At 58.9% G+C, this 19,002-nt stretch carries 14 protein-coding genes and 1 tRNA gene; 10 read left to right on the top strand and 5 right to left on the bottom strand.

The genetic code is table 11. The annotated features are described in order from the left end of the window. The first annotated feature begins 37 nt into the window (after positions 1-37). The 4 genes from murI (at position 38) to CRD13_RS03600 (ending at position 3,288) form a co-directional block, all read left to right on the top strand. On the top strand, positions 38-904 hold the full coding sequence (gene murI / locus CRD13_RS03615; RefSeq protein ID WP_370545756.1) for a glutamate racemase: 867 nt from the start codon (positions 38-40) through the stop codon (positions 902-904). Positions 905-977: 73 nt separating this feature from the next. Beyond that, positions 978-1,760: an MBL fold metallo-hydrolase gene (locus CRD13_RS03610; RefSeq protein WP_070549691.1), complete on the top strand. Its 783-nt coding sequence runs from the start codon at positions 978-980 to the stop codon at positions 1,758-1,760. 68 nt (positions 1,761-1,828) lie between these two features. Next, positions 1,829-2,590, top strand: coding sequence for a ribonuclease PH (rph, locus tag CRD13_RS03605; protein ID WP_016422266.1), 762 nt, complete (start codon positions 1,829-1,831; stop codon positions 2,588-2,590). Next, positions 2,587-3,288: a non-canonical purine NTP pyrophosphatase gene (locus CRD13_RS03600; protein ID WP_049172870.1), complete on the top strand. Its 702-nt coding sequence runs from the start codon at positions 2,587-2,589 to the stop codon at positions 3,286-3,288. The genes rph and CRD13_RS03600 overlap by 4 nt, the downstream gene beginning before the upstream one ends. A 34-nt stretch (positions 3,289-3,322) precedes the next feature. Here the strand turns inward: CRD13_RS03600 and CRD13_RS03595 are convergent, their stop codons facing one another. Then, positions 3,323-3,676, bottom strand: coding sequence for a DUF3817 domain-containing protein (locus CRD13_RS03595; protein WP_005511118.1), 354 nt, complete (start codon positions 3,674-3,676; stop codon positions 3,323-3,325). A gap of 33 nt (positions 3,677-3,709) precedes the next feature. Then, complete coding sequence (locus CRD13_RS03590) at positions 3,710-4,105, bottom strand: hypothetical protein (RefSeq protein WP_049172873.1); 396 nt, start codon at positions 4,103-4,105, stop codon at positions 3,710-3,712. Positions 4,106-4,328: 223 nt separating this feature from the next. Between CRD13_RS03590 and CRD13_RS03585 the strand changes: the two genes are divergently transcribed. From CRD13_RS03585 to CRD13_RS03565, 5 genes are all read left to right on the top strand, one after another. After that, positions 4,329-4,410, top strand: a tRNA-Leu gene (locus CRD13_RS03585). 162 nt (positions 4,411-4,572) lie between these two features. Next, on the top strand, positions 4,573-4,986 hold the full coding sequence (locus CRD13_RS03580) for a hypothetical protein (protein WP_224783804.1): 414 nt from the start codon (positions 4,573-4,575) through the stop codon (positions 4,984-4,986). 182 nt (positions 4,987-5,168) lie between these two features. Next, a complete protein-coding gene (locus CRD13_RS03575; protein WP_016422270.1) occupies positions 5,169-5,366 on the top strand; it encodes a hypothetical protein in 198 nt (65 codons plus the stop codon). Positions 5,367-5,760: 394 nt separating this feature from the next. Further along, positions 5,761-14,856, top strand: coding sequence for a type I polyketide synthase (locus CRD13_RS03570; protein ID WP_187401307.1), 9,096 nt, complete (start codon positions 5,761-5,763; stop codon positions 14,854-14,856). Further along, complete coding sequence (locus CRD13_RS03565; protein ID WP_016422272.1) at positions 14,853-15,257, top strand: holo-ACP synthase; 405 nt, start codon at positions 14,853-14,855, stop codon at positions 15,255-15,257. Before CRD13_RS03570 ends, CRD13_RS03565 begins: the two co-directional genes overlap by 4 nt. Positions 15,258-15,269: 12 nt before the next feature. On the opposite strand, the gene CRD13_RS03560 is transcribed toward CRD13_RS03565, so the two are convergent. The 3 genes from CRD13_RS03560 to bcp all read right to left on the bottom strand — a co-directional run bounded on the left by CRD13_RS03560 (position 15,270) and on the right by bcp (position 18,453). After that, positions 15,270-17,030 (bottom strand): neocarzinostatin apoprotein domain-containing protein, encoded by a 1,761-nt coding sequence (locus CRD13_RS03560; RefSeq protein WP_070549690.1) that lies wholly within the window; start codon positions 17,028-17,030, stop codon positions 15,270-15,272. Between the two features lie 160 nt (positions 17,031-17,190). Beyond that, complete coding sequence (locus CRD13_RS03555) at positions 17,191-17,850, bottom strand: TetR/AcrR family transcriptional regulator (protein ID WP_070429773.1); 660 nt, start codon at positions 17,848-17,850, stop codon at positions 17,191-17,193. A gap of 75 nt (positions 17,851-17,925) precedes the next feature. After that, positions 17,926-18,453, bottom strand: a complete 528-nt coding sequence (bcp, locus tag CRD13_RS03550) for a thioredoxin-dependent thiol peroxidase (protein ID WP_187401306.1) — start codon at positions 18,451-18,453, stop codon at positions 17,926-17,928. Positions 18,454-18,603: 150 nt separating this feature from the next. Here bcp and CRD13_RS03545 point away from each other — a divergent pair, with 150 nt between their 5' ends. Next, positions 18,604-18,885: a DUF3618 domain-containing protein gene (locus tag CRD13_RS03545; protein ID WP_038628049.1), complete on the top strand. Its 282-nt coding sequence runs from the start codon at positions 18,604-18,606 to the stop codon at positions 18,883-18,885. The last annotated feature ends 117 nt before the right edge of the window (positions 18,886-19,002 follow it).

Genomic DNA, 19,002 nt, shown 5'->3' with positions numbered 1-19,002 from the left:
CGGTGTTTGACCAACGATATGAGGAGTCCAGATAGCGGTGGGAGCAGGAGCAGAAACTCAGGCAGTCAATCAGCTGAGAGCGCAGGATAGCGGCTTCCCCGACCGAACAGCGCCGATTGGCATCTTTGACTCCGGCGTCGGTGGGCTGACAGTGGCACGTGCCATCATGGATCAGCTGCCGCACGAGTCGATTATGTACATCGGCGATACTGCCAACGGCCCTTACGGCCCGTTGCGCATCGCCGAGGTTCGTCAGCACGCGGAAGCGATTGCCGATGAACTGGTTGCACGCGGCTGCAAGATGATTGTCATTGCCTGCAACACGGCTTCGGCCGCATTTTTGCGTGATGCCCGCGAGCGCTACCCAGTCCCAGTAGTCGAGGTCATTCTGCCCGCTGTGCGCCGTGCGGTCTCGACTACCAGGAATGGAAAAGTCGGCGTAATCGGTACCGCCGCCACGATTCGCTCCCGTGCCTACCAAGATCTCTTTGATGCAGTGCCTGGCGTGGATGTCTCTGCGGTCGACTGCCCGCGATTCGTGGACTTTGTCGAGCGAGGAATCACCTCTGGTCGCCAGATTCTGGGACTTGCGGAGGGCTACCTCGCGCCATTGCAGGCCGATGGTGTAGACACCCTCGTTCTGGGCTGCACCCATTATCCGCTGCTGTCTGGTGTGATTCAGCTGGCTATGGGGGAGGACGTCGCCCTAGTGTCGTCGGCGGAGGAGACGTCGAAGGATGTTCTGCGCATCCTCACAAAGACCGACATGCTCGCTGACCCGGAGAGTAATCCGAACCCTGTGCGCACATTCGAATCCACTGGAGATCCGCAAGTTTTTGCATCCCTGGCAAAGCGCTTCCTTGGGCCGGGTATTAGCCAGGTCACTATGCATTCCCAAATGTGACCTTTCTTATTAAATCCAGACACTCCATTGGTTTTTTGCTCGTTTTTGATCAATTACATGGCAAGCTTGAAGTATGCGATTGAAGGTTCTGGGATGTACAGGCAGCATGGGTGGCCCATCGGCGCCAGCATCTGGCTACCTCATTGAGCTGGATAACGGTCGAACCTTTGTCATTGATTTGGGTCCCGGTGTCCTCGCCGAATTGCAGAAGATCTCTGATCCTGCAGCTTGTGATTTGTTACTAACTCATGTGCACCCAGACCACACTGCAGACATTCCAGGGCTGCTCGTCTGGCGTCGCTTCCACCCGACAGCCCCGGCGAGTTCCCGGAATCTCCTGGTTGGCCCCGGAGACATTCACGACCGGATAGGCACCATGTGCAAAGCACTGGGAAGTGAAGAAGATGCCAACCTGGAAGACACTTTTGACCAGGTTGTGAGTAACCCAGGTGAGCCACTGTTAGTCGGTGGGGGCGAAGCGGACGGAGGCGCCGTCGTCACGCCGTATAACATGGTCCACCCGGTGCCAGCTGTTGGATATCGCATTGAAGCAGATGGTCTGACCATTGCGTACACCGGAGATACTGCGTGGACCGATGAACTGGTGGAGCTGGCGCGGGATGCGGATATCTTCATTTGTGAAGCCACATGGTGCAGCAACGAAGAGGGCACCCCACCGGATATGCACCTGACGGGCTACGAGGCCGGAAAGGCAGCGACGCTGGCGGGGGTTAAGAAGTTGGTGCTGACTCACATTCCGCCATACGCCGACGGTGAAGAAGCACTACGTGCTGCGAAGAGTACCTTTGCCGGTGACGTTGAATTGGCCTACCTGGGCATGGAGCTAGGCGGCTAGTCTCAGCGACTATCGGGTTTCCGTACAGCTGTCGCACCGCTTTCGCGCCGGGCGGTAGGGTAGTTGGCATGACTACAGCTAATTCCGATTTTCGCCGTGCCGATGGACGCGCGGTTGATGAAATGCGCAAGGTGACCATCACTCGTGGCTTCACCGACAATCCGGCCGGTTCTGTGCTGGTTACTTTCGGTAATACGCGTGTAATGTGCACCGCTTCCGTCGAACAGTCGGTGCCACGATTCAAGCGTGACTCCGGCGAGGGCTGGTTGACCGCTGAGTACTCCATGCTGCCGGCCTCTACCCACGAGCGCATGCCCCGCGAGTCAATGCGCGGCAAGGTCAAGGGTCGCACTCACGAGATTTCCCGTCTGATCGGTCGCTCCTTGCGAGCTGCTATCGACTTGAAGGAACTCGGTGAGAACACCATCAACATCGACTGTGATGTTCTGCAGGCGGATGGTGGTACTCGAACCGCTTCCATCACCGGTGCGTACGTCGCGCTGGCTGATGCCCTGACCTACCTGCATGCAGTGGGCGCTGTTCCGGGCACCCCGCTGAAGGCACCAGTCGCAGCTGTTTCGGTTGGCATTATTGACGGCCGTGTCTGTCTAGATCTGCCTTACGAGGAGGACTCCCGCGCTGAGGTCGACCTCAACGTGGTGATGACCGCAGAGGGCAAGTTCGTCGAAATCCAGGGCACTGGCGAGGAAGGCACCTTCGACCGCGATCAGCTGAATGACATGCTCGACTCGGCGGAAAAGGGCCTGCGTGAGCTCGTTGCCCTGCAGCAGGAAGTTCTGCGTGCGCCGTACCCGGGTGAGCTGCCGTGAAGCTCCTCGTCGCTACCCGAAATTCTAAAAAACTAGTCGAGCTCGACCGCATCCTGCGTGCGGCGGGTATTGATTCGGTGGAACTTCTTTCGCTTAGCGACGTCCCGGAGTACCCAGAGCGCCCCGAAACCGGTCGCACTTTTGCGGACAACGCCTACATCAAGGCTTTCGATGGTGCGAAACACACCGGCTACGCGTGTTTGGCAGACGATTCGGGGCTCAGCGTCGATGAGCTAAACGGCATGCCGGGTGTGCTCTCGGCGCGCTGGTCGGGCACTCACGGCGACGATGTCGCTAACTACGAGCTGCTGCTCGCCCAGATGGGGGACTGCCCAGATGAGCGTCGTACGGCGTCCTTCCGTACCGCCTGCGCGTTGGTCGTCCCCGGTGCCAAGGAGGTGCCGTCCGCGCTTGCCGACGGCGGTTTCCCAGCGGTCCTCGATGAAGCCGGTAATCTGCTGCTGGTTGTAGAGGGCCGCTGGCCTGGCGCCATTCTGCGCGAGCCTGTTGGGGACAATGGGTTCGGCTACGATCCGGTGTTCGCGCCCGCAGTTGGGGAGGGCAACGAAGCTGAGGGGGCCTTGTCTGCGGCACAAATGAGCGCCGAAGACAAGGACGCTTTTAGCCACAGGGGGCGTGCACTGCGTGCCTTGACTCCGGCGCTGAAAATTCTGGCTGAGGTTGAGGCTAAGGGGTAGCCCTGGGGCGAGCCCTCGGGCTGCCGAGAGCCCGCTACTTCAGCTGGAAAGCGGTCTCGACTTCCTCACGGCGCTTCTTCTCGACAAAGAAGGAGAGGAACGGGACCACGCCACCGAGCGCGGTGATGATCCACTTTGCTGGTTCCCAGCGGGCTTTGGTGCCCAGGTTTACGGTGGCAATGAGGAATGCCATGTAGCCGAAGCCGTGAATCTGGGCGGTGTAGAAGAACCACCGCGGCGCGTCGGCGGAGTTGTCGAGGATGAGGTACTTGTAAATCATCTCGGCACACAGCAAGAGCAGCATCACACCCGTGAAATAGGCGGTGACGGAGAAGTACGTCAGTGCCTTCCTTACGCGCTCTTGACGATCTGGATTGATGTTGGTCACTAAAAGTCCTTTTCTCGAATAAGCAGTTATCGCCTAGGCGTTGGTGCCAGAATCCGTCGATTGTGTCTCATCCACACGCTGCACCTTTCGCGAGCCATCCGGGTTGGTCGGCAGGAATTCGTCTGGAATTTCCGTCATGACATCGTCTTTAGCCTCAAATGCGGCCTCGCTATTGCCGCTCAGGCGTTCGCGTTCGTACTCCATGTACTTGCGGTAGGCCCAAATAAAGAACAGGCCGAAAGCTGGCCACTGCAGTGCGTAGCCCAGGTTTTGGAATGAGCTGGTTGTGTTCCACCTGCTGAGCTGCCAGTAGGCGAGTACAAGAGTGGCGCCGACTGCAAGAGCCAAGAAGATTAGTTGCACCACGCGGGTACGAGTGGGAATCTTCGCTGGCTTGTCAGTGGTATTGGGATGCTGTGAAGTGGACACATAACCACCATAGCTAGTCCGTGACCTGCCAAGCTAGCGCGCTCGCTGGATAAGGCAGGGGATGGGACATTAGGAATTCAGCTAGGACATTAGGAAATCTGCGGCAAACCCGTTAAAGTGTGTACAGTCCAAATGAGCTGTGAAAGTTCGTTGCGCCTGTAGGTGGCTTATCAGTAGTCCATGCTTACGGGGACTGTACGTAACTGTCACGGATTCGCGACGGGCGCCTGTGGCGGAATTGGCAGACGCGCTGGATTTAGGTTCCAGTGCCTTAGGGCGTGGGAGTTCAAGTCTCCCCAGGCGCACACATAAATACCCCGTGACTATGCAGGTCACGGGGTATCTTCGTTCTCCACCCCGTCAGATTTTCCGCCCTCATTAGGCCGCGTGCCCAAAATCTGGCCCATTTCCCGCCCGAAGCTATTCCAAGGTCGCTAATCTCCCGTGCACGGTGTAGAACCATGACTATGAAAATTGTTGTCTGCGTCGTTTATCCCCGCTACCCAGATAACACTGAACCTCTCGGCGGGTTCGTCGAGTCTGAAGAAACCGCCCTCGCGATTGACAACTGGTGGCGCGCACAACCCGGCGACATGATTGGCACCTGGGAAGACTTCGAAGTCGAGGTTGAAAGCCGCGACCAGCTCCTCTACGGAGTGTTTAGTGGTACCCCCACTCTTGAAATCACCGATAGCAATTTCTGGGACCCCATCTGTCACGGGGTGTACACCGACCGCAAGGTGGCTGAACACGCGGCAAAACCCAAGACAATGTGGGAGGCCAACAACTGCCCGCCAAAGTTCGTGCTCCCCTTCCGTCTGGGCTGGAAATTTGACCGGTATTTCCCCGATGGAAAACCCTGGCCGCCAGACCAGTTGTAGACCTGCGACAGTCCTGCCTCTTTTAGCGGGAACGCAAGACGGGGCAGTCGCACAGCGCGCGTGAGTGCCATTCTGGGAAACCTTTGTTCGCTCATTCCACTGCGTAGGGCAATCGAATCTGTCGATACAATGACGCTGATCGAATCGTATCTTGAATCGTAAGGTGGAAGCAGGGAGGCAACATGAGCATCTCGATGCATCTGGATGAGTACATGGCGCGTCGTGGCATAGTTCCCGACGACACTGTGGTCAACGATGATCCCTGCGCAATCTTCGACGGCAAGGTCGAGCGCGATGGTAAGTCGCAGCAGGATCTTGAAGAGTCAGAGCGGCGCTTAGAAGAAGCGGAGTCCACAATTCTGGATATGCTAGGCGATTAATCGAGGAAAGATTGAGCGTTCTCGGCGCCCATTGACACGCATTCCGGGTGTGATGTTCATCACCGATTGGGCATAAATTGGCTCGGTCTTCCGCGTTTTATTTTCCACCGCCGGCGCTGCCAGGGTGGTGAAGCGCAAGCAACTTTTCGACAGGGGAACACTGTTTCCTACCTGCGAAGTTCTTGCGCTTTCGAAGCGTTGTACTCGCTGATTTCGCAGCCGTGTTCAGCCTCTCGTTTTGGGGCTGCAAATTATCTTCGCGTTGATGGCGCCGCGAAACTGCGCGAGAAAAACATGATGGATTCCTCATGATTTATGGCATAGTGTCCTGGCAAGGATTTGGAAACAAAAGATGTTTTCATTTCGTACTCCACAAGACAAGGACCTCAGCCACGTGAAATACGAAAAACTCGCCACTTTGCAGACCAACGTCGTAACTGCTCCAGACCTGGGCACTTTTGCAGTCACTTTCGCCGGTCAATCGCAACCATGGCTGGACACTCTCTCCAGCGTCATGGCCAGTGGCAACTCAAAGAAACTACGGGAAGTTTTCACTCGCGCTGAGGAACTGCTCACACCGCTTGACGACGATCTCATCGGCCAGCTTCCCGCAGGTTTCGACCCCTTTGGCTGGGCAATCTCACTCGTTACAGACGAGCCATTTACCGGAGATACAACCAACCCTGCGGTCAGCGTCCCGGGCATCGTCTTGGCACAGTTGGGCATTGTCGAGTTGCTGGAAAAGCAGGGAATTAATATCACCGAAGCGGTAGCGGTAACCGGTCATTCGCAAGGTGTTCTTGCCGCTGAGATTGTCGCTCGCCCAGAGAAGGCAGCAGAGCTTCTGGCGCTAGCTCGCCTCATCGGTGTGGCGTGTGCGCGCGGAAGCCGAGTAGCCGGATTTGGGCACGCGCCGATGATGAGTATCTCTGGCCTGACGGTCGAGGAGTTGGAGCCTTTCCTCCCCCAGGGCTGTGTCATCGGTCTGAAGAATACGCAGACTACCAGCGTAGTTATCGGCAAGCAGGATGAACTAGACCAGCTGGCAGAGCAGCTCACAACGCAGCAGCCGAAGGGTCGGAAAGTCGAATGTACAGTTCTGCCAGTTAGTGGCGCATTCCATCACCCAGCGCTGGTACCTGCTGTGGCATGGGTAGTGGAGCGAGCTGAGCGCATTGGGCTAGATGCGGAAACGGCGGACCGGCTTGCGCGTGCAATCTTGGTTGACCCCAGTGACTGGAGCGCCGAGGTACGGGGGCTCATCGACCAAGGAGCAACCACCATTTTGGATCTGGGGCCGAACACAGGCGTCGTCAAGCTGACAGAACGCAACGCTGAAGGCTATGGCGTGGCGGTGATTCCTGCGGCGACAGCTGCGGGGAGGGGCGTCCTGTCTGAGAGCGACATTGAGCACCCGACATCGTGGCTGGAGTTTGCGCCGCGTCTGGTCACTGGAGACAAGCCCCGTGTCGAGACGAAGTTCACCAAGTTGACCGGGCGCTCGCCAATTCTGCTCGGCGGTATGACCCCGACAACCGTTGACCCTGAAATTGTGGCGGCTGCTGCGAATGCGGGGTTCTGGGCGGAGCTGGCCGGTGGCGGCCAAGTCACGCCGGAAATCTTCGAGGCTAATGTGGCGCGACTCTCCGATCTGCTCGAGGAGGGCCGCAGTGCACAGTTCAACACCATGTTTTTGGATCCGTACCTGTGGGGTTTGCACATTGGAAGCCGCCGTTTGCTCCCGCGCGCAGTGGCAGCGGGGCGACCGATTGATGGCGTCACCATCTCCGCGGGAATCCCCGAGGTGGACGAGGCAGTTGAGCTAGTAAAGCAGCTGCGTGAGGGCGGGATTCCGCATATCTCCTTCAAACCGGGCACAATCGCTCAAATCGAGTCGGTGCTCGAAATTGCAGACACCTTGGCGCAGCAGGGCACGCCGTATCCAATCATCATGCAGGTTGAAGGTGGGCGTGCCGGTGGCCACCACTCCTGGGAAGATCTCGATGACCTGCTAATTAACACCTACGCAAAGATCCGCAAGCGAGATGTGGTGCTTGCTGTTGGCGGCGGTATCGGCAAGCCAGAGCAGGCCCGTGATTATCTGATGGGCACGTGGTCGACACGGTGCGGATTGGCGCCGATGCCGGTAGATGCTGTCATCATCGGCACAGCTGCGATGGCAGCAAAGGAGTCGACCGCCTCCGAGTCCGTGAAACAAATGTTGGTCGACACCGTCGGCACTGACAACTGGATTCCCGCTGGTAGCGCCATGGATGGCATGGCGTCGGGGCGCAGCCAGTTGGGTGCTGATATCCACGAAATTGATAACGCCGCAGCACGCGCAGGCAGATTGCTTGACGAAGTCGCAGGTGACCTCACTAAGGTGACTGAACGACGCGCAGAGATCATCGAGGCAATTAACGCCACCGCGAAGCCGTACTTCGGAGATGTCAGCACCATGACGTATGCCGAGGTGCTGAACCGCTATCTCGAACTGTGTGCGCCCGAAGGGACGTTCCTCGATCCAACGTGGTCGACGCGCTTCGTCGCACTCGTCGACCGCGTAGAGGCACGACTGAATGCAGTCGACGCGGGCACGTTTGACGCGCTTGCCGACGGCGACAGCTTGCGCACCCAGCCGCAGAACGAAATCTCGCGACTGTCCGGCCTGCTGGATCTGGATACCCAGCTCCACCCAGCAGATGTCACCTTCTTTATCTCTGAGCTCTGCCGCACACCTGGCAAACCTGTGCCATTCGTTCCGGTTATCGATGATGAGGTTCGTCGCTGGTGGCGATCGGACTCCCTATGGCAGGCGCATGACTCTCGCTACGATGCGGATCAAGTCTGCATCATCCCAGGGCCGCAGGCTGTTTCGGGCATTACCCGCGCGAATGAGCCAGTAGCGGAAATTCTGGGTCGGTTTGAAAAAGCTACTGCACAGGCATTGACGGATACCGGCTACCTGCCGGAGGCACCTGTTGACGCCCTCAGCCGGATGCTCGCAGCACCTGTGATTTGGTGGGCTGGTCGACAGCAGCCGAATCCGGCGCTGGCACTTGGCGCGGAACATGAGTGGGTATGTGTATCTGACGCAAGTGATGTCTCTCGTTCACAACGCCTGGAGCACCCAGGTACTGGTGCCATTTTGGAGACCATTGGAGCTGATGGCAGCAATGATGAGGGCGGGGAGGAGCTCGTCTGGGCACAGCTGACCGTTCCGCTGCCCGATGCTGCGGGGGAGAATACGCAACTGCGAATTCGCCTGTGCCAGAGTGCAGCGGTGGGCGCAGTGCCCGTCGTCAAGCATGAGGATGCGGCAGCCGCGATGCGGGAGCTGACGCGAATCGCGGCTGGCGGTGAGCTTGCAAACATCGTCGATGGGGTCGCGGAGTGGGAATCCGTGTGGGATCCGATGGCGATGGCTGACTACGATGCGGTCACTATTGCAGCTGCCGGCGATGAGTCACAGGCGACGGTGCCGGACGCGTTGGTCGGGCATGCTTGGCCAGCGATTTTTGCGGCAGTCGCGCAGGCGCGTACTGAGACCGGCATTGATGTTGTTGAGGGCATGCTCGCGCTTGTTCACCTTGAGCATCACATTCGTATGATTGGAGCTCTGCCGCAGGAAACCACAACGTTGCGGATTAGTGCGCGTGTCGACGAGGCCGTTGATACGGACTTAGGGCGACTAGTTGTGGTGCGCGCGGAGGTTCGTGATGGCGATACGCTGCTCGCCACCTTGAGTGAACGCTTTGCCATTCGTGGCCGAAACGGCGGCGAGACAGCGCGGACCAATACTGTGCCATTTCCAACGGTCACGGATACGCCACGGAGTTTCCGCGGTGCCTTGACCGTGGAAGCGCCTAAGGCGATGGAGCCATTTAGCTGTGTCACGGGCGATCGCAATCCTATCCACGTCGATTCCCGGGCAGCAGCGCTAGCTGGTCTACCAGGGGTTATTGTCCATGGAATGTGGCTGTCGGCGATGGCCGAGCATGCGGCTGTTGCCACGTCGGATGCCGGCATTGGCAATCGGGTGATTGAGTTCACTGCGACTATGCTGAGTCCGGTTCTACCTGGTCAGGAAGTGAAATTCTCTGTCGAACGCCGTGGTTTTGATGACCGTCCAGGCGCCGGTGAAGTCCGTGAAGTCACGGCCACAGTAGAGGGCGAGCTGGTACTGACTGCCACTGCTGTAATTGCCGCACCGACGACTGCATATGTCTTCCCTGGCCAGGGGATTCAATCACAGGGGATGGGGCTGTCTGCCCGGACTCGCAGCGTAGCGGCCCGCCGCGTGTGGGACCAGGCGGATGCGATGACCCGAGAGAAGCTTGGCTTTTCCGTACTGGCTATTGTTCGGGACAACCCGGTAGAGGTGGTTGTGGATGGTGTGCGCTATTTCCACCCAGAAGGTGTCCTGAATCTGACTCAGTTCACCCAGGTTGCGATGGCGACGTTGGGGCTGGCGCAGGTTGCGGAGCTCCGTGAAGCAGGGCTGCTGGATGAAACAGCTCACTTTGCGGGACACTCTGTCGGTGAGTACAACGCGCTGGCGGCTTTCGCTGGTGCGCTTGACGCAGATGCCGTGTTGGAGGTTGTCTACCGCCGCGGTTTGACCATGCATGAACTGGTCGAACGTGATGAGCAGGGGAGGTCCAACTATGGTTTGTGCGCCCTGCGTCCGGACAAGATCGGCGTACGCGAGGACGAGGTCACTGAGTTTGTTAATCGGTTGTCGCAGGAAACCGGTGAGTTCCTCGAAGTCGTAAATCTCAACCTGGCAGGCAAGCAGTACGCCGTCGCCGGCACCGTCGCGGGCCTTGCGGCACTGGCTGAACAGTGCGAGCGCCGCAGCTCGGACGGCAAGGGATACGTGCGTATCCCAGGTATTGATGTGCCATTCCACTCCAGTGTCCTACGCGACGGTGTGGATTCCTTCCGTAAACACCTGGAGCGGCTGCTGCCAGCGGAAATCGCTCCAGAACGCCTGGTGGGACGCTATATCCCGAATCTCACCGCGACCTCTTTTGAGCTGACCGAGAAGTTCGTCCGCCAGATGGCTGCAGTCGTCGACTCAGACATTCTGGAAAACATCCTTGCCGACTTTGATACTGCTGCTGAAAACCCGGCGCGCCTGGCCCGCATGTTGCTGGTCGAGTTGCTGGCCTGGCAATTCTGCTCACCGGTGAGGTGGGTCGAAACTCAGGATCTGTTGCTTGAGGATCTCGGTGTCAGCCGCATTATTGAAGTCGGTGTAGGTACAGCGCCCACACTGGCAAACCTGGCTGCCCGTACCTGCCAGTTGCCCCGCCACCGAAGCCGTGACATTCGAGTGCTCAATCTCGAGCGTGATGCTGATGCAGCGTTTATGCGCGACCAAATTCAGCCGGAAAAGACTGAGCCCGAGTCGGAGGTGACACCAGAGCAGGACGCGGCGCAGACCCTATCTGGAGCAGCAGGAGCATCGGGAGAAGCAGGATCAGCGGCGCCGGCGGTATCCGCAGACCAATCCGCGGCGACCGAACAGGCAACCACGATCACGAGTGCTGCCACTCCGGCTGCCGAAGTTGCTGATATCGCAGTCAGCCCGGCAGAAGCGCTGGAAGTTCTTATTTGCCAATGGACGAAGGTGCGCCCCGACCAGCTCGGCGCCGCCGACTCCATTGAGACTCTGGTCGATGGAGTCTCATCTCGACGCAATCAACTGCTGCTCGATCTCGGAGTGGAATTCGACCTCGGTTCAATCGAAGGGGCCGCAGATGCGGAACTGGCTGATCTAAAGGACAAGATTGATAGCTTGGCCAGTGGGTATTCGGCATTCGGTCCGATTCTCTCCGAAGCCATTGCCGACGGTATTCGCCGGATTACCGGTCCTGCCGGTGCAGGCGCGAATTACATCGATGACTATGTGGTCGATGAATGCCAGCTCGGCAAGGGGTGGGCAACCGCAGTTAGCGCCGAGATGATGCTCGGTACTCGCGAGGGCGCATCCCTGCGCGGCGGTGATCTTGCGCATCTGGCACCGGCCGCCCCAACCAGTACTGCTGAACTCAACCAGCTGATCGATGAAGCAATCCTCGCGGTCGCCTCGCAGCGAGGTGTATCTGTCGCTAAGCCGTCGGCAAGCGACAGTAGTGCTGGGATGGTCGACTCGGCTGCACTCACTGAGTTTGCAGATAAACTGACTGGTCAACGAGGAATTCTTGCCACCGCTGCACGCACGATTCTGGAGCAACTCGGCCACGAGATTACCGGTGCCATTGACTTCGATGCCGAAGACGCCGACAGCAACCTGGTAAATCTCGTCACTGCTGAACTCGGTGCGGACTGGCCGAAGCTGGTCACCCCGACGTTTACGCCCACCAAGGCAGTGCTGCTCGACGACCGCTGGGCCACCTCCCGCGATGACCTAGCACGCCTCTGGGCAGCCGCTGATGAAGACGTGGCTGACACCGCGCCGGGCAGTATCCACGAAACCGCAGTCGAGCAGGCACAGTGGTGGGCTGCCAAGGCAGACGCGGCAGGGCGAACACAGTTGGCGAGTATCTACCGACAGCTGGCGGATGAGTCCATCACGAATGTGGACGAACTATCGATGAATGCCGACATCGCAGTTGTTACCGGTGCATCGCCAAATTCGATTGGCTCCGCTGTGACTGCACAGTTGCTGTCTCAGGGAGCAACCGTTGTTGTCACTACCTCACGCCTGGGACATGAGCGCCTGAGCTTCTACAAGCAGCTCTACCGCATGCATGCGCAGGGCGAGGCGAAGCTGTGGGTGGTACCGGCGAACCTGTCCAGCTTCCAGGACCTGGATTCCCTTATCGACTGGATCGGAACCGAGCAGACTACGACGATTGGTGCGGAAGTGGTTGTGACCAAGCCTGCACTGTCACCGACGTTGCTATTCCCGTTCGCGGCGCCTACGGTTTCGGGTTCGCTTGCCGACGCCGGTCCTGCGTCCGAGACCCAAATGCGTCTGCTTCTGTGGTCGGTGGAACGACTCATCGCAGGGATGTCAGCACTTGGCGGGGACAATAATCTGGACCATCGTTTGCATGTGGTGCTGCCGGGTTCACCGAACCGTGGTCGCTTCGGCGGTGATGGTGCCTATGGTGAAGCCAAGGCCGCACTCGATGCAGTGGTGGCGCGCTGGAATGTGGAGGACGCTTGGCGCACCCGCACCACTCTGGCTCATGCACAGATTGGTTGGGTTCGAGGCACCAACCTGATGGGTGGAAACGACCCATTGGTTGCTGCAGTGGAAGCAAAGGGAGTACGCACCTTCTCCACCGAAGAAATGGCAGCTGAACTCATTGAGCTCGCGAGCTCGGAGGCTCGGAAGAAGGCACAAACCCGCCCGATTCAGGCCGATCTCACCGGCGGATTGGGTGACGTCGACCTCAACATTGCGCAAATGGCGCAGGAGGCTGCACAGGCGGCTGCCCCAGCAGCTCAAAACTCTGAGATCTCTAGCGGGGCGAGCTCGCAGGAGCCGTCGTCAAGCCGTGTTTTGAGCGGCCTGCCAAGCCCTCGCCGACCAATTGCGCAGACAACACCGACCTTTGGTGACATCGCAGCGGCTCTGGAGGACATGGTGGTCATCGTGGGCGCCGGTGAGCTTGGGCCGTACGGTTCTTCCCGGACGCGCTTTGAGGCTGAAGTCGATGATATTTCTGCAGCAGGAATTGTGGAATTAGCCTGGTCAATGGGGTTGATTTCCTATGAGGGTGGCTGGCGCGACGCCGACGGGCAACCGTTGGCAGAAAGCGACATTGCTTCGCGTTACCGCGATGAAGTGCTGGCGCGAGTTGGTGTGCGTCGTTACGCCGATGATGGCGATTTGGTTGATAATACGATGACTGAGCTGACCACGGTCTACCTGGATCGTGCGTTGAGCTTTGCTGTGCGTGACCGCGCGGCAGCGGAGACTTTTGTCAGTTCCAACCCGGACAACACCACTGCGAGCTTCGATGCCGAGACAGGGCAGTGGCTTGTGACACGAGCCGCTGGCACACCAGTGCAGGTTCCGCGCCGAATGGCGATGAGCCGCTATGTTGGCGGTCAAATTCCGCAGGGCTTTGACCCGGCACGATACGGTATTCCGGCAGACATGATGGACAATCTGGACCGCGTGAGCTTGTGGAACATTGTCTGTACTGTCGATGCCTTCTTGTCATCGGGCTTCAGCCCAGCGCAACTGCTGGAAGCGGTCAACCCGGCGCGAGTGTCGTCGACCCAGGGCACAGGTATTGGTGCGATGGAGTCGCTGCGCAGTCTCTACATCGACGGCCTGCTGGGGCAACCGCGAGCCAATGACGTCCTGCAGGAGGCATTGCCAAATGTTATTGCCGCCCACGTTATGCAGTCTTATGTCGGTGGCTACGGGCAGATGATTCACCCTGTCGCAGCCTGTGCGACGGCAGCGGTGTCGGTGGAGGAGGGCGTCGACAAGATTGCCCTGGGTAAGGCAGATTTCGTTGTCGCAGGTGGCTTCGATGACCTATCCACAGAGGGAATTACAGGTTTCGGCGACATGGCCGCCACAGCTGACTCCGCCACCATGGAAGACAAAGGCATCGACCATGAGTACTTCTCCAGGCCGAACGATCGTCGACGCGGAGGCTTTGTGGAATCGCAAGGCGGTGGCACGGTGCTGTTGGCTCGCGGAGACATCGCTCGTGACATGGGGCTCCCCGTGCTCGGTGTCGTCGCATACGCCCAGTCCTTCGCCGACGGCGCGCACACGTCCATTCCGGCGCCGGGTTTGGGTGCGCTAGCGGCCGCTCAGGGCGGCGAGAAGTCTCGATTGGCTCGCGCACTTGCAGTACTCGATGTCACTGCGGATCAGGTCGCGGTGTTGTCCAAGCACGACACCTCGACCAATGCCAACGACCCAAATGAGTCCGAACTGCATGAACGCATTGCAGATGAACTCGGTCGCGAGCGCTCTAACCCGCTGTTGGTGGTCTCTCAGAAATCGCTGACGGGACACGCTAAGGGTGGTGCTGCAGCGTTCCAGATCATTGGTCTGACCCAGGTGTTGCGCAGCGGCATTGTGCCAGGTAATCGATCGCTGGACTGCGTCGATCCCGCATTGGCTGAGCATTCGCGTCTGGTATGGCCAACGAAGGCAGTCAATTTCGGCAATACGTTGCCGCTGAAGGCTGGCTTTGTTACCTCGCTCGGGTTCGGACATGTCTCGGCACTGGTGGCAGTCGTGCATCCGGAAGCTTTCTACCAAGCGATAGTGCAGCACGATGGCGCTGAGGCTGCGGAGCGTTGGCGGTCCGCGGCGTACAACCGCGAAGCGGCTGGTCTGCGTCGCATTGATGAGGCTATTTACGGTGGAGAAGCCCTCTACGAGCGTCCACGCGAGCGAAACCTGGCGGACGGTGGTCGGTTCGGTTCACCCGCTGCATTGGAAAAGGCAGTTCTGCTTTCCGACGGCGCCCGTCTGATCGATGGTGTCCTCCAGCCATGATTGGCGTAGACCTCGTCTATATTCCGGGCTTCGAAGAGCAGCTGAATATGCCAGGAAGTCAGTTCGCGCAGGCTGTTTTCACACCTGCGGAGCTACTGGTAGCTAGGCGCCGCGGAGCAGTCGGCGGCGCGCTGGCGCGTCACTTAGCGGGCCGCTGGGCTGCGAAGGAAGCCTTCATCAAGGCCTGGTCGCAGACCCTCTTCGGCAGCCAACCGCCGATTGCGCGCGATCAGCTGGACTGGCGGGAAATAGAGGTGCAGCCGGATGCCTACGGTCGCGTGAGCATCAGTCTCCACGGTGCTGTGAGCCGCCATTTCCACGATCAGGAGTGGCAGCTGGGGCCGTCGTTAAGCATCTCGCACGACGGCGACTACGCAATCGCCGTCGTACGCCTGGACTAGTCCGGCACCGCGCTAATCGACGGACTTCTGACGGCGACCGACCAGGATGCCGGCACCGAAGATTAGCGCGCCCAGGATTGCGCCGGTTCCGGCGACTGCGGCGGTTTGGAGCGGGGAGTTGGTCGCGGCCTGCTGAGTCTGCACATCAACTTCGTCGAGGCCATTGCCGGAAGCGTTGGACTTTGCGGAAACCTTGCCAGATGCCTTGGAGGAGCCGCTGGCCTTGGACTCTCCGGTCTTGGAGGCACCGGTCTTCACAGCTTCTTCGCGTTCCTTGGCGGAGCCGCCGACGCTGAGGTCCGTGGCCGTGTCCTGGCTGCGGTCGGAGGAACCGTGAGCAGCAAAGGTGTAGAGCGCGCAGTCATTTTCGACGCAGTTGGCGGCCGAGGTGACGGCCTCGACATTGAGCGTTGTAGAGAAGCTGCCGTCGGAGGACATCTGGGAGGTGCGCACAAACTCAGCGGCGGAGAAAGCATCAGCGTTGGTGGTGGAGAACTTGTTCTTCTCAGCCACTGCGACGTAGATGCCGTTGCCGCTGGTCTTGAATCCGCTGCCGGAGACAGTAATTGCGGTGCTGCCCGATGGGTTCAGTTCCGTGGTGGACAGGCTTACCGACGGGGTGCCGGTCGAGGAGCTGCTGCCGTTGGAGCTGCTGGAGCCACTGGAAGCGCTGGTGCTACTCGTTCCACTAGACCCTGTGCTGCCACTGGTGCCGGAGCTTGCGCTGCCTGCGGACTGTGAGGAGCCACCGCCGGAGGGCAGGGTAGCGTCCTGCTTGGCAGCTCCGCCGGCAAACGATACCGCGGTCGCCGTGTCCTGGCTGCGGTCGGAAGAACCGTGAGCAGCAATGGTGTAGACCGAGCAAGCGTTCTGCATGCAGTCTGCCGTGCCGAACTTCGCGCTGACCGGAAGATCCACGCTGAAGCTGCCGTCGGACTTCAAGTTGCCGCGAGAGGTAGACACAAACTGGGTATCCGGGCCGAAGGAATCGGCGTTGGTCACATCCATCTGGTCATTTTGCGCGATACCGACGTAGATGCCCGGTCCAGAGGTCTTGAATCCCTTGCCTTCAACTCGAATGGTGTCGCCGCTCGGGTTCAAGTCTGAGGTCTTGGACAGGCTCACCGATGCGTTACCCCGTGACTGCGACGGTGACTGCGAGCCCGACTGTGACTGGGAGCCCGAACCAGTGCTCTGGCCACCGCTCGGTGCCGCGCTGGTGGAACCCTGTGATTGAGCAGCCTGGGAAGTAGCACCCGCCTTGAAGGTGATGGGGACCCACTGGTCATTGCTGCGGTCAGAAAGATTAGGGAACGCAGTAAAGGAGGCTACGTAGCACTGGGTGGAGGTGCAGTCGACATCGCCAAAGCTGGTCGCGACCTTCATCTCCTGCGTAAAACTTCCGTCAGCGCCGACTGTCACCTTGGCCGCTTCGCCGTAGGTCGAAGGGTAGCCCGACTTTGGCTTCTCGATTGTCTGGGCCAGGTAAATATTTGCGTTAGCGGGGTAGCCGACTCCCTTGATGGTCACGGTGGCGCCGTCGGACAGATCGGTGGCAGGGGTCACAGAGAGCTGGCGCTCAGACTGATCGGTGCTGCCGCCGAGAAGGTCGCCGATGCCGGGGAGCGAACCGCCGAGCTGTCCAATCGATGGCAGTGACTGTGCCGATGCGGGGACTGCGGGTAAAAATCCCGTACTCACTACGATTGCCGAAGCTAGAACAATAGAGCGGGGAAGCAGGCTCCGTCGGAAAGCGCCCTGCGTCGTGGACATGTGAACCTCTGATTCTGTTTGGGAGTTCCGGCGCAGGCGCGGCGAAAAACAGGGAACCCCACCGCGCTGACCAGAGTAAAGCGTAAACTAAGGCAAGCCTACCCTCCGCGTATTGATAAGGGCAATAAATGCCCCTGCCGAGGTGGGCGAGGGGCGCTCTCTAGTCTGCGGCCTCCGCGACGCTCATGAGATAAGAGATTGTCATGCGTTTGATTTCCTGCACCGTCAGCTCGTAATGAGCTTCCCGCTCAGCATCGCTTCCCGGATGGTCCACCGCATAATTCAGCAGGGCGTACGTGGCGTTAATCATGAGGTCGGAGATGAAGTTCAGTTCCGCATCGCTTGACGACGGCACCAGCGGGCGCAGCACCTTTGAAATCTCGTTGACCAGGCGTGACTTCGTATCTTCTGCAGTTGCGCGTGTGGCGGGCGTTGATTGAACAGCCAGCCATACGGCTCTTCTGGAAACGTCCTCGCGCCAGAGCTTTGCCAGGTGATCGATGAACTCCGAGAGAAACTCCGGCCATTTCAAGGTGGGGACTGTTTCTCCGAAACGTGAGACTTCCTCGATGACGGCCTCAGTGTCCTGACGGTCGAGCTCGCAGATCATCACATACTTGTTTGCGAAGAATTGGTAGAGCGTGCCAATGGGGATATCTGCGATGCGAGCGACTTCGTCGAAAGTGAAAGACTCAAACCCGTGCTCGATGAGCACTGTGCGTGCCGAGCTGAGCATGCGTGCGTACCGCTCTCGGCTGCGTTGCTGAGCCGGAGTGCGACGGGGACGAAGAATATTCGGTGCGTCCTGGGATTGAGTCACTACTACGAAACCGTCTAATCGGGATGATGTGGGAGGAGAGTTTGGGGCCAGGGTCAGAGTAGGCCTTGCGGCTAGTTAGCTTTCGGAAGCCTGTGATTCCACACCCAAGTCACGCAGTACGCGCTGGACGTGCCCCTTGGCGCGAACGTTGTACCAGGCCTTTTCAATTTCTCCAGCGGCATTGACCAGGAAAGTCGAGCGGATGACGCCCTGGACAATCTTGCCGTAGTTCTTCTTCTCGCCGAAAGCGCCGAACGCGGTCATGGTTTCCTTGTCCGGATCGGACAGAAGGGTGAAGTTTAAGCCGTGGTCCTCGCGGAACTTTGCGAGTTTCGCCGGCTTGTCCGGAGAAATACCTACGACTGGAATGCCGGCATCGTTCAGGGCAGCGGATTCATCGCGGAAGTCGCATGCCTCAGTGGTGCAACCTGGGGTGTTGGCCCGCGGGTAGAAGTAAATCAGCACGGGCTTGCCCGCGTAGTCCGACAGAGAAACCTGCTCTTCGGCGTCGTTGAACAGAGTAAACGCTGGGGCAGGATCGCCAGCTTCCAGACGGATGTTGTTCTGGCCGTATTCTTTGTCGCTGGAGGAAGAAGTAGTCATGGCTTCATCGTATCGACTCTGGAGCGGTGCGTGTCGACTCTGAAGCAATGCGTTGAGTTTTTCCCCGTGCTCGCCCACGTTGCTGTAGTGGAAGTGTTAGTCTTTTAGGCGAACAATCACTTTAGATATTCAACTTTTTAGGGAGTTTACGTGGCTCGCAGCATTGAAGATATCCAGCGCGATATTGAGCGTAACCGTAACCAGCTCGCCCGTACTCTGGATGAGCTAACCGTGCGAACGAATCCGAAGAACGTTGCGGATGACGCAAAGACCCGTGTTTTCGATGCTCTGAATGAGCCGAAGGTGCAGGCAGCACTGGGCGTCGTTGCCGCACTTGTTGTTGGTGGCATCGCAATGGGCATTCGTCGCAACCGCAATCGCAGCAAGGAAATTGACCGCATTCGCGAGATGATTGAGACTGCTGCTAAATAGTTTTTCGGTAATTAGCGCACGCGCTTCGGGTGGTTGCCTGGGGTCGTGCGCTTTTGCGTATCTAACCCTTGTTTGAGTCAGGCGTGGGGTGCGAGCGAGGGGTGCAAGTTGGCACCT

Origin of the sequence: Corynebacterium sp. LK26, assembly GCF_014335085.1 — a bacterium.
Lineage (GTDB): Bacteria > Actinomycetota > Actinomycetes > Mycobacteriales > Mycobacteriaceae > Corynebacterium > Corynebacterium jeikeium_D.
Note: the sequence above shows the minus strand (reverse complement) of the source record. Positions and strands in the feature narration are given on the sequence as shown.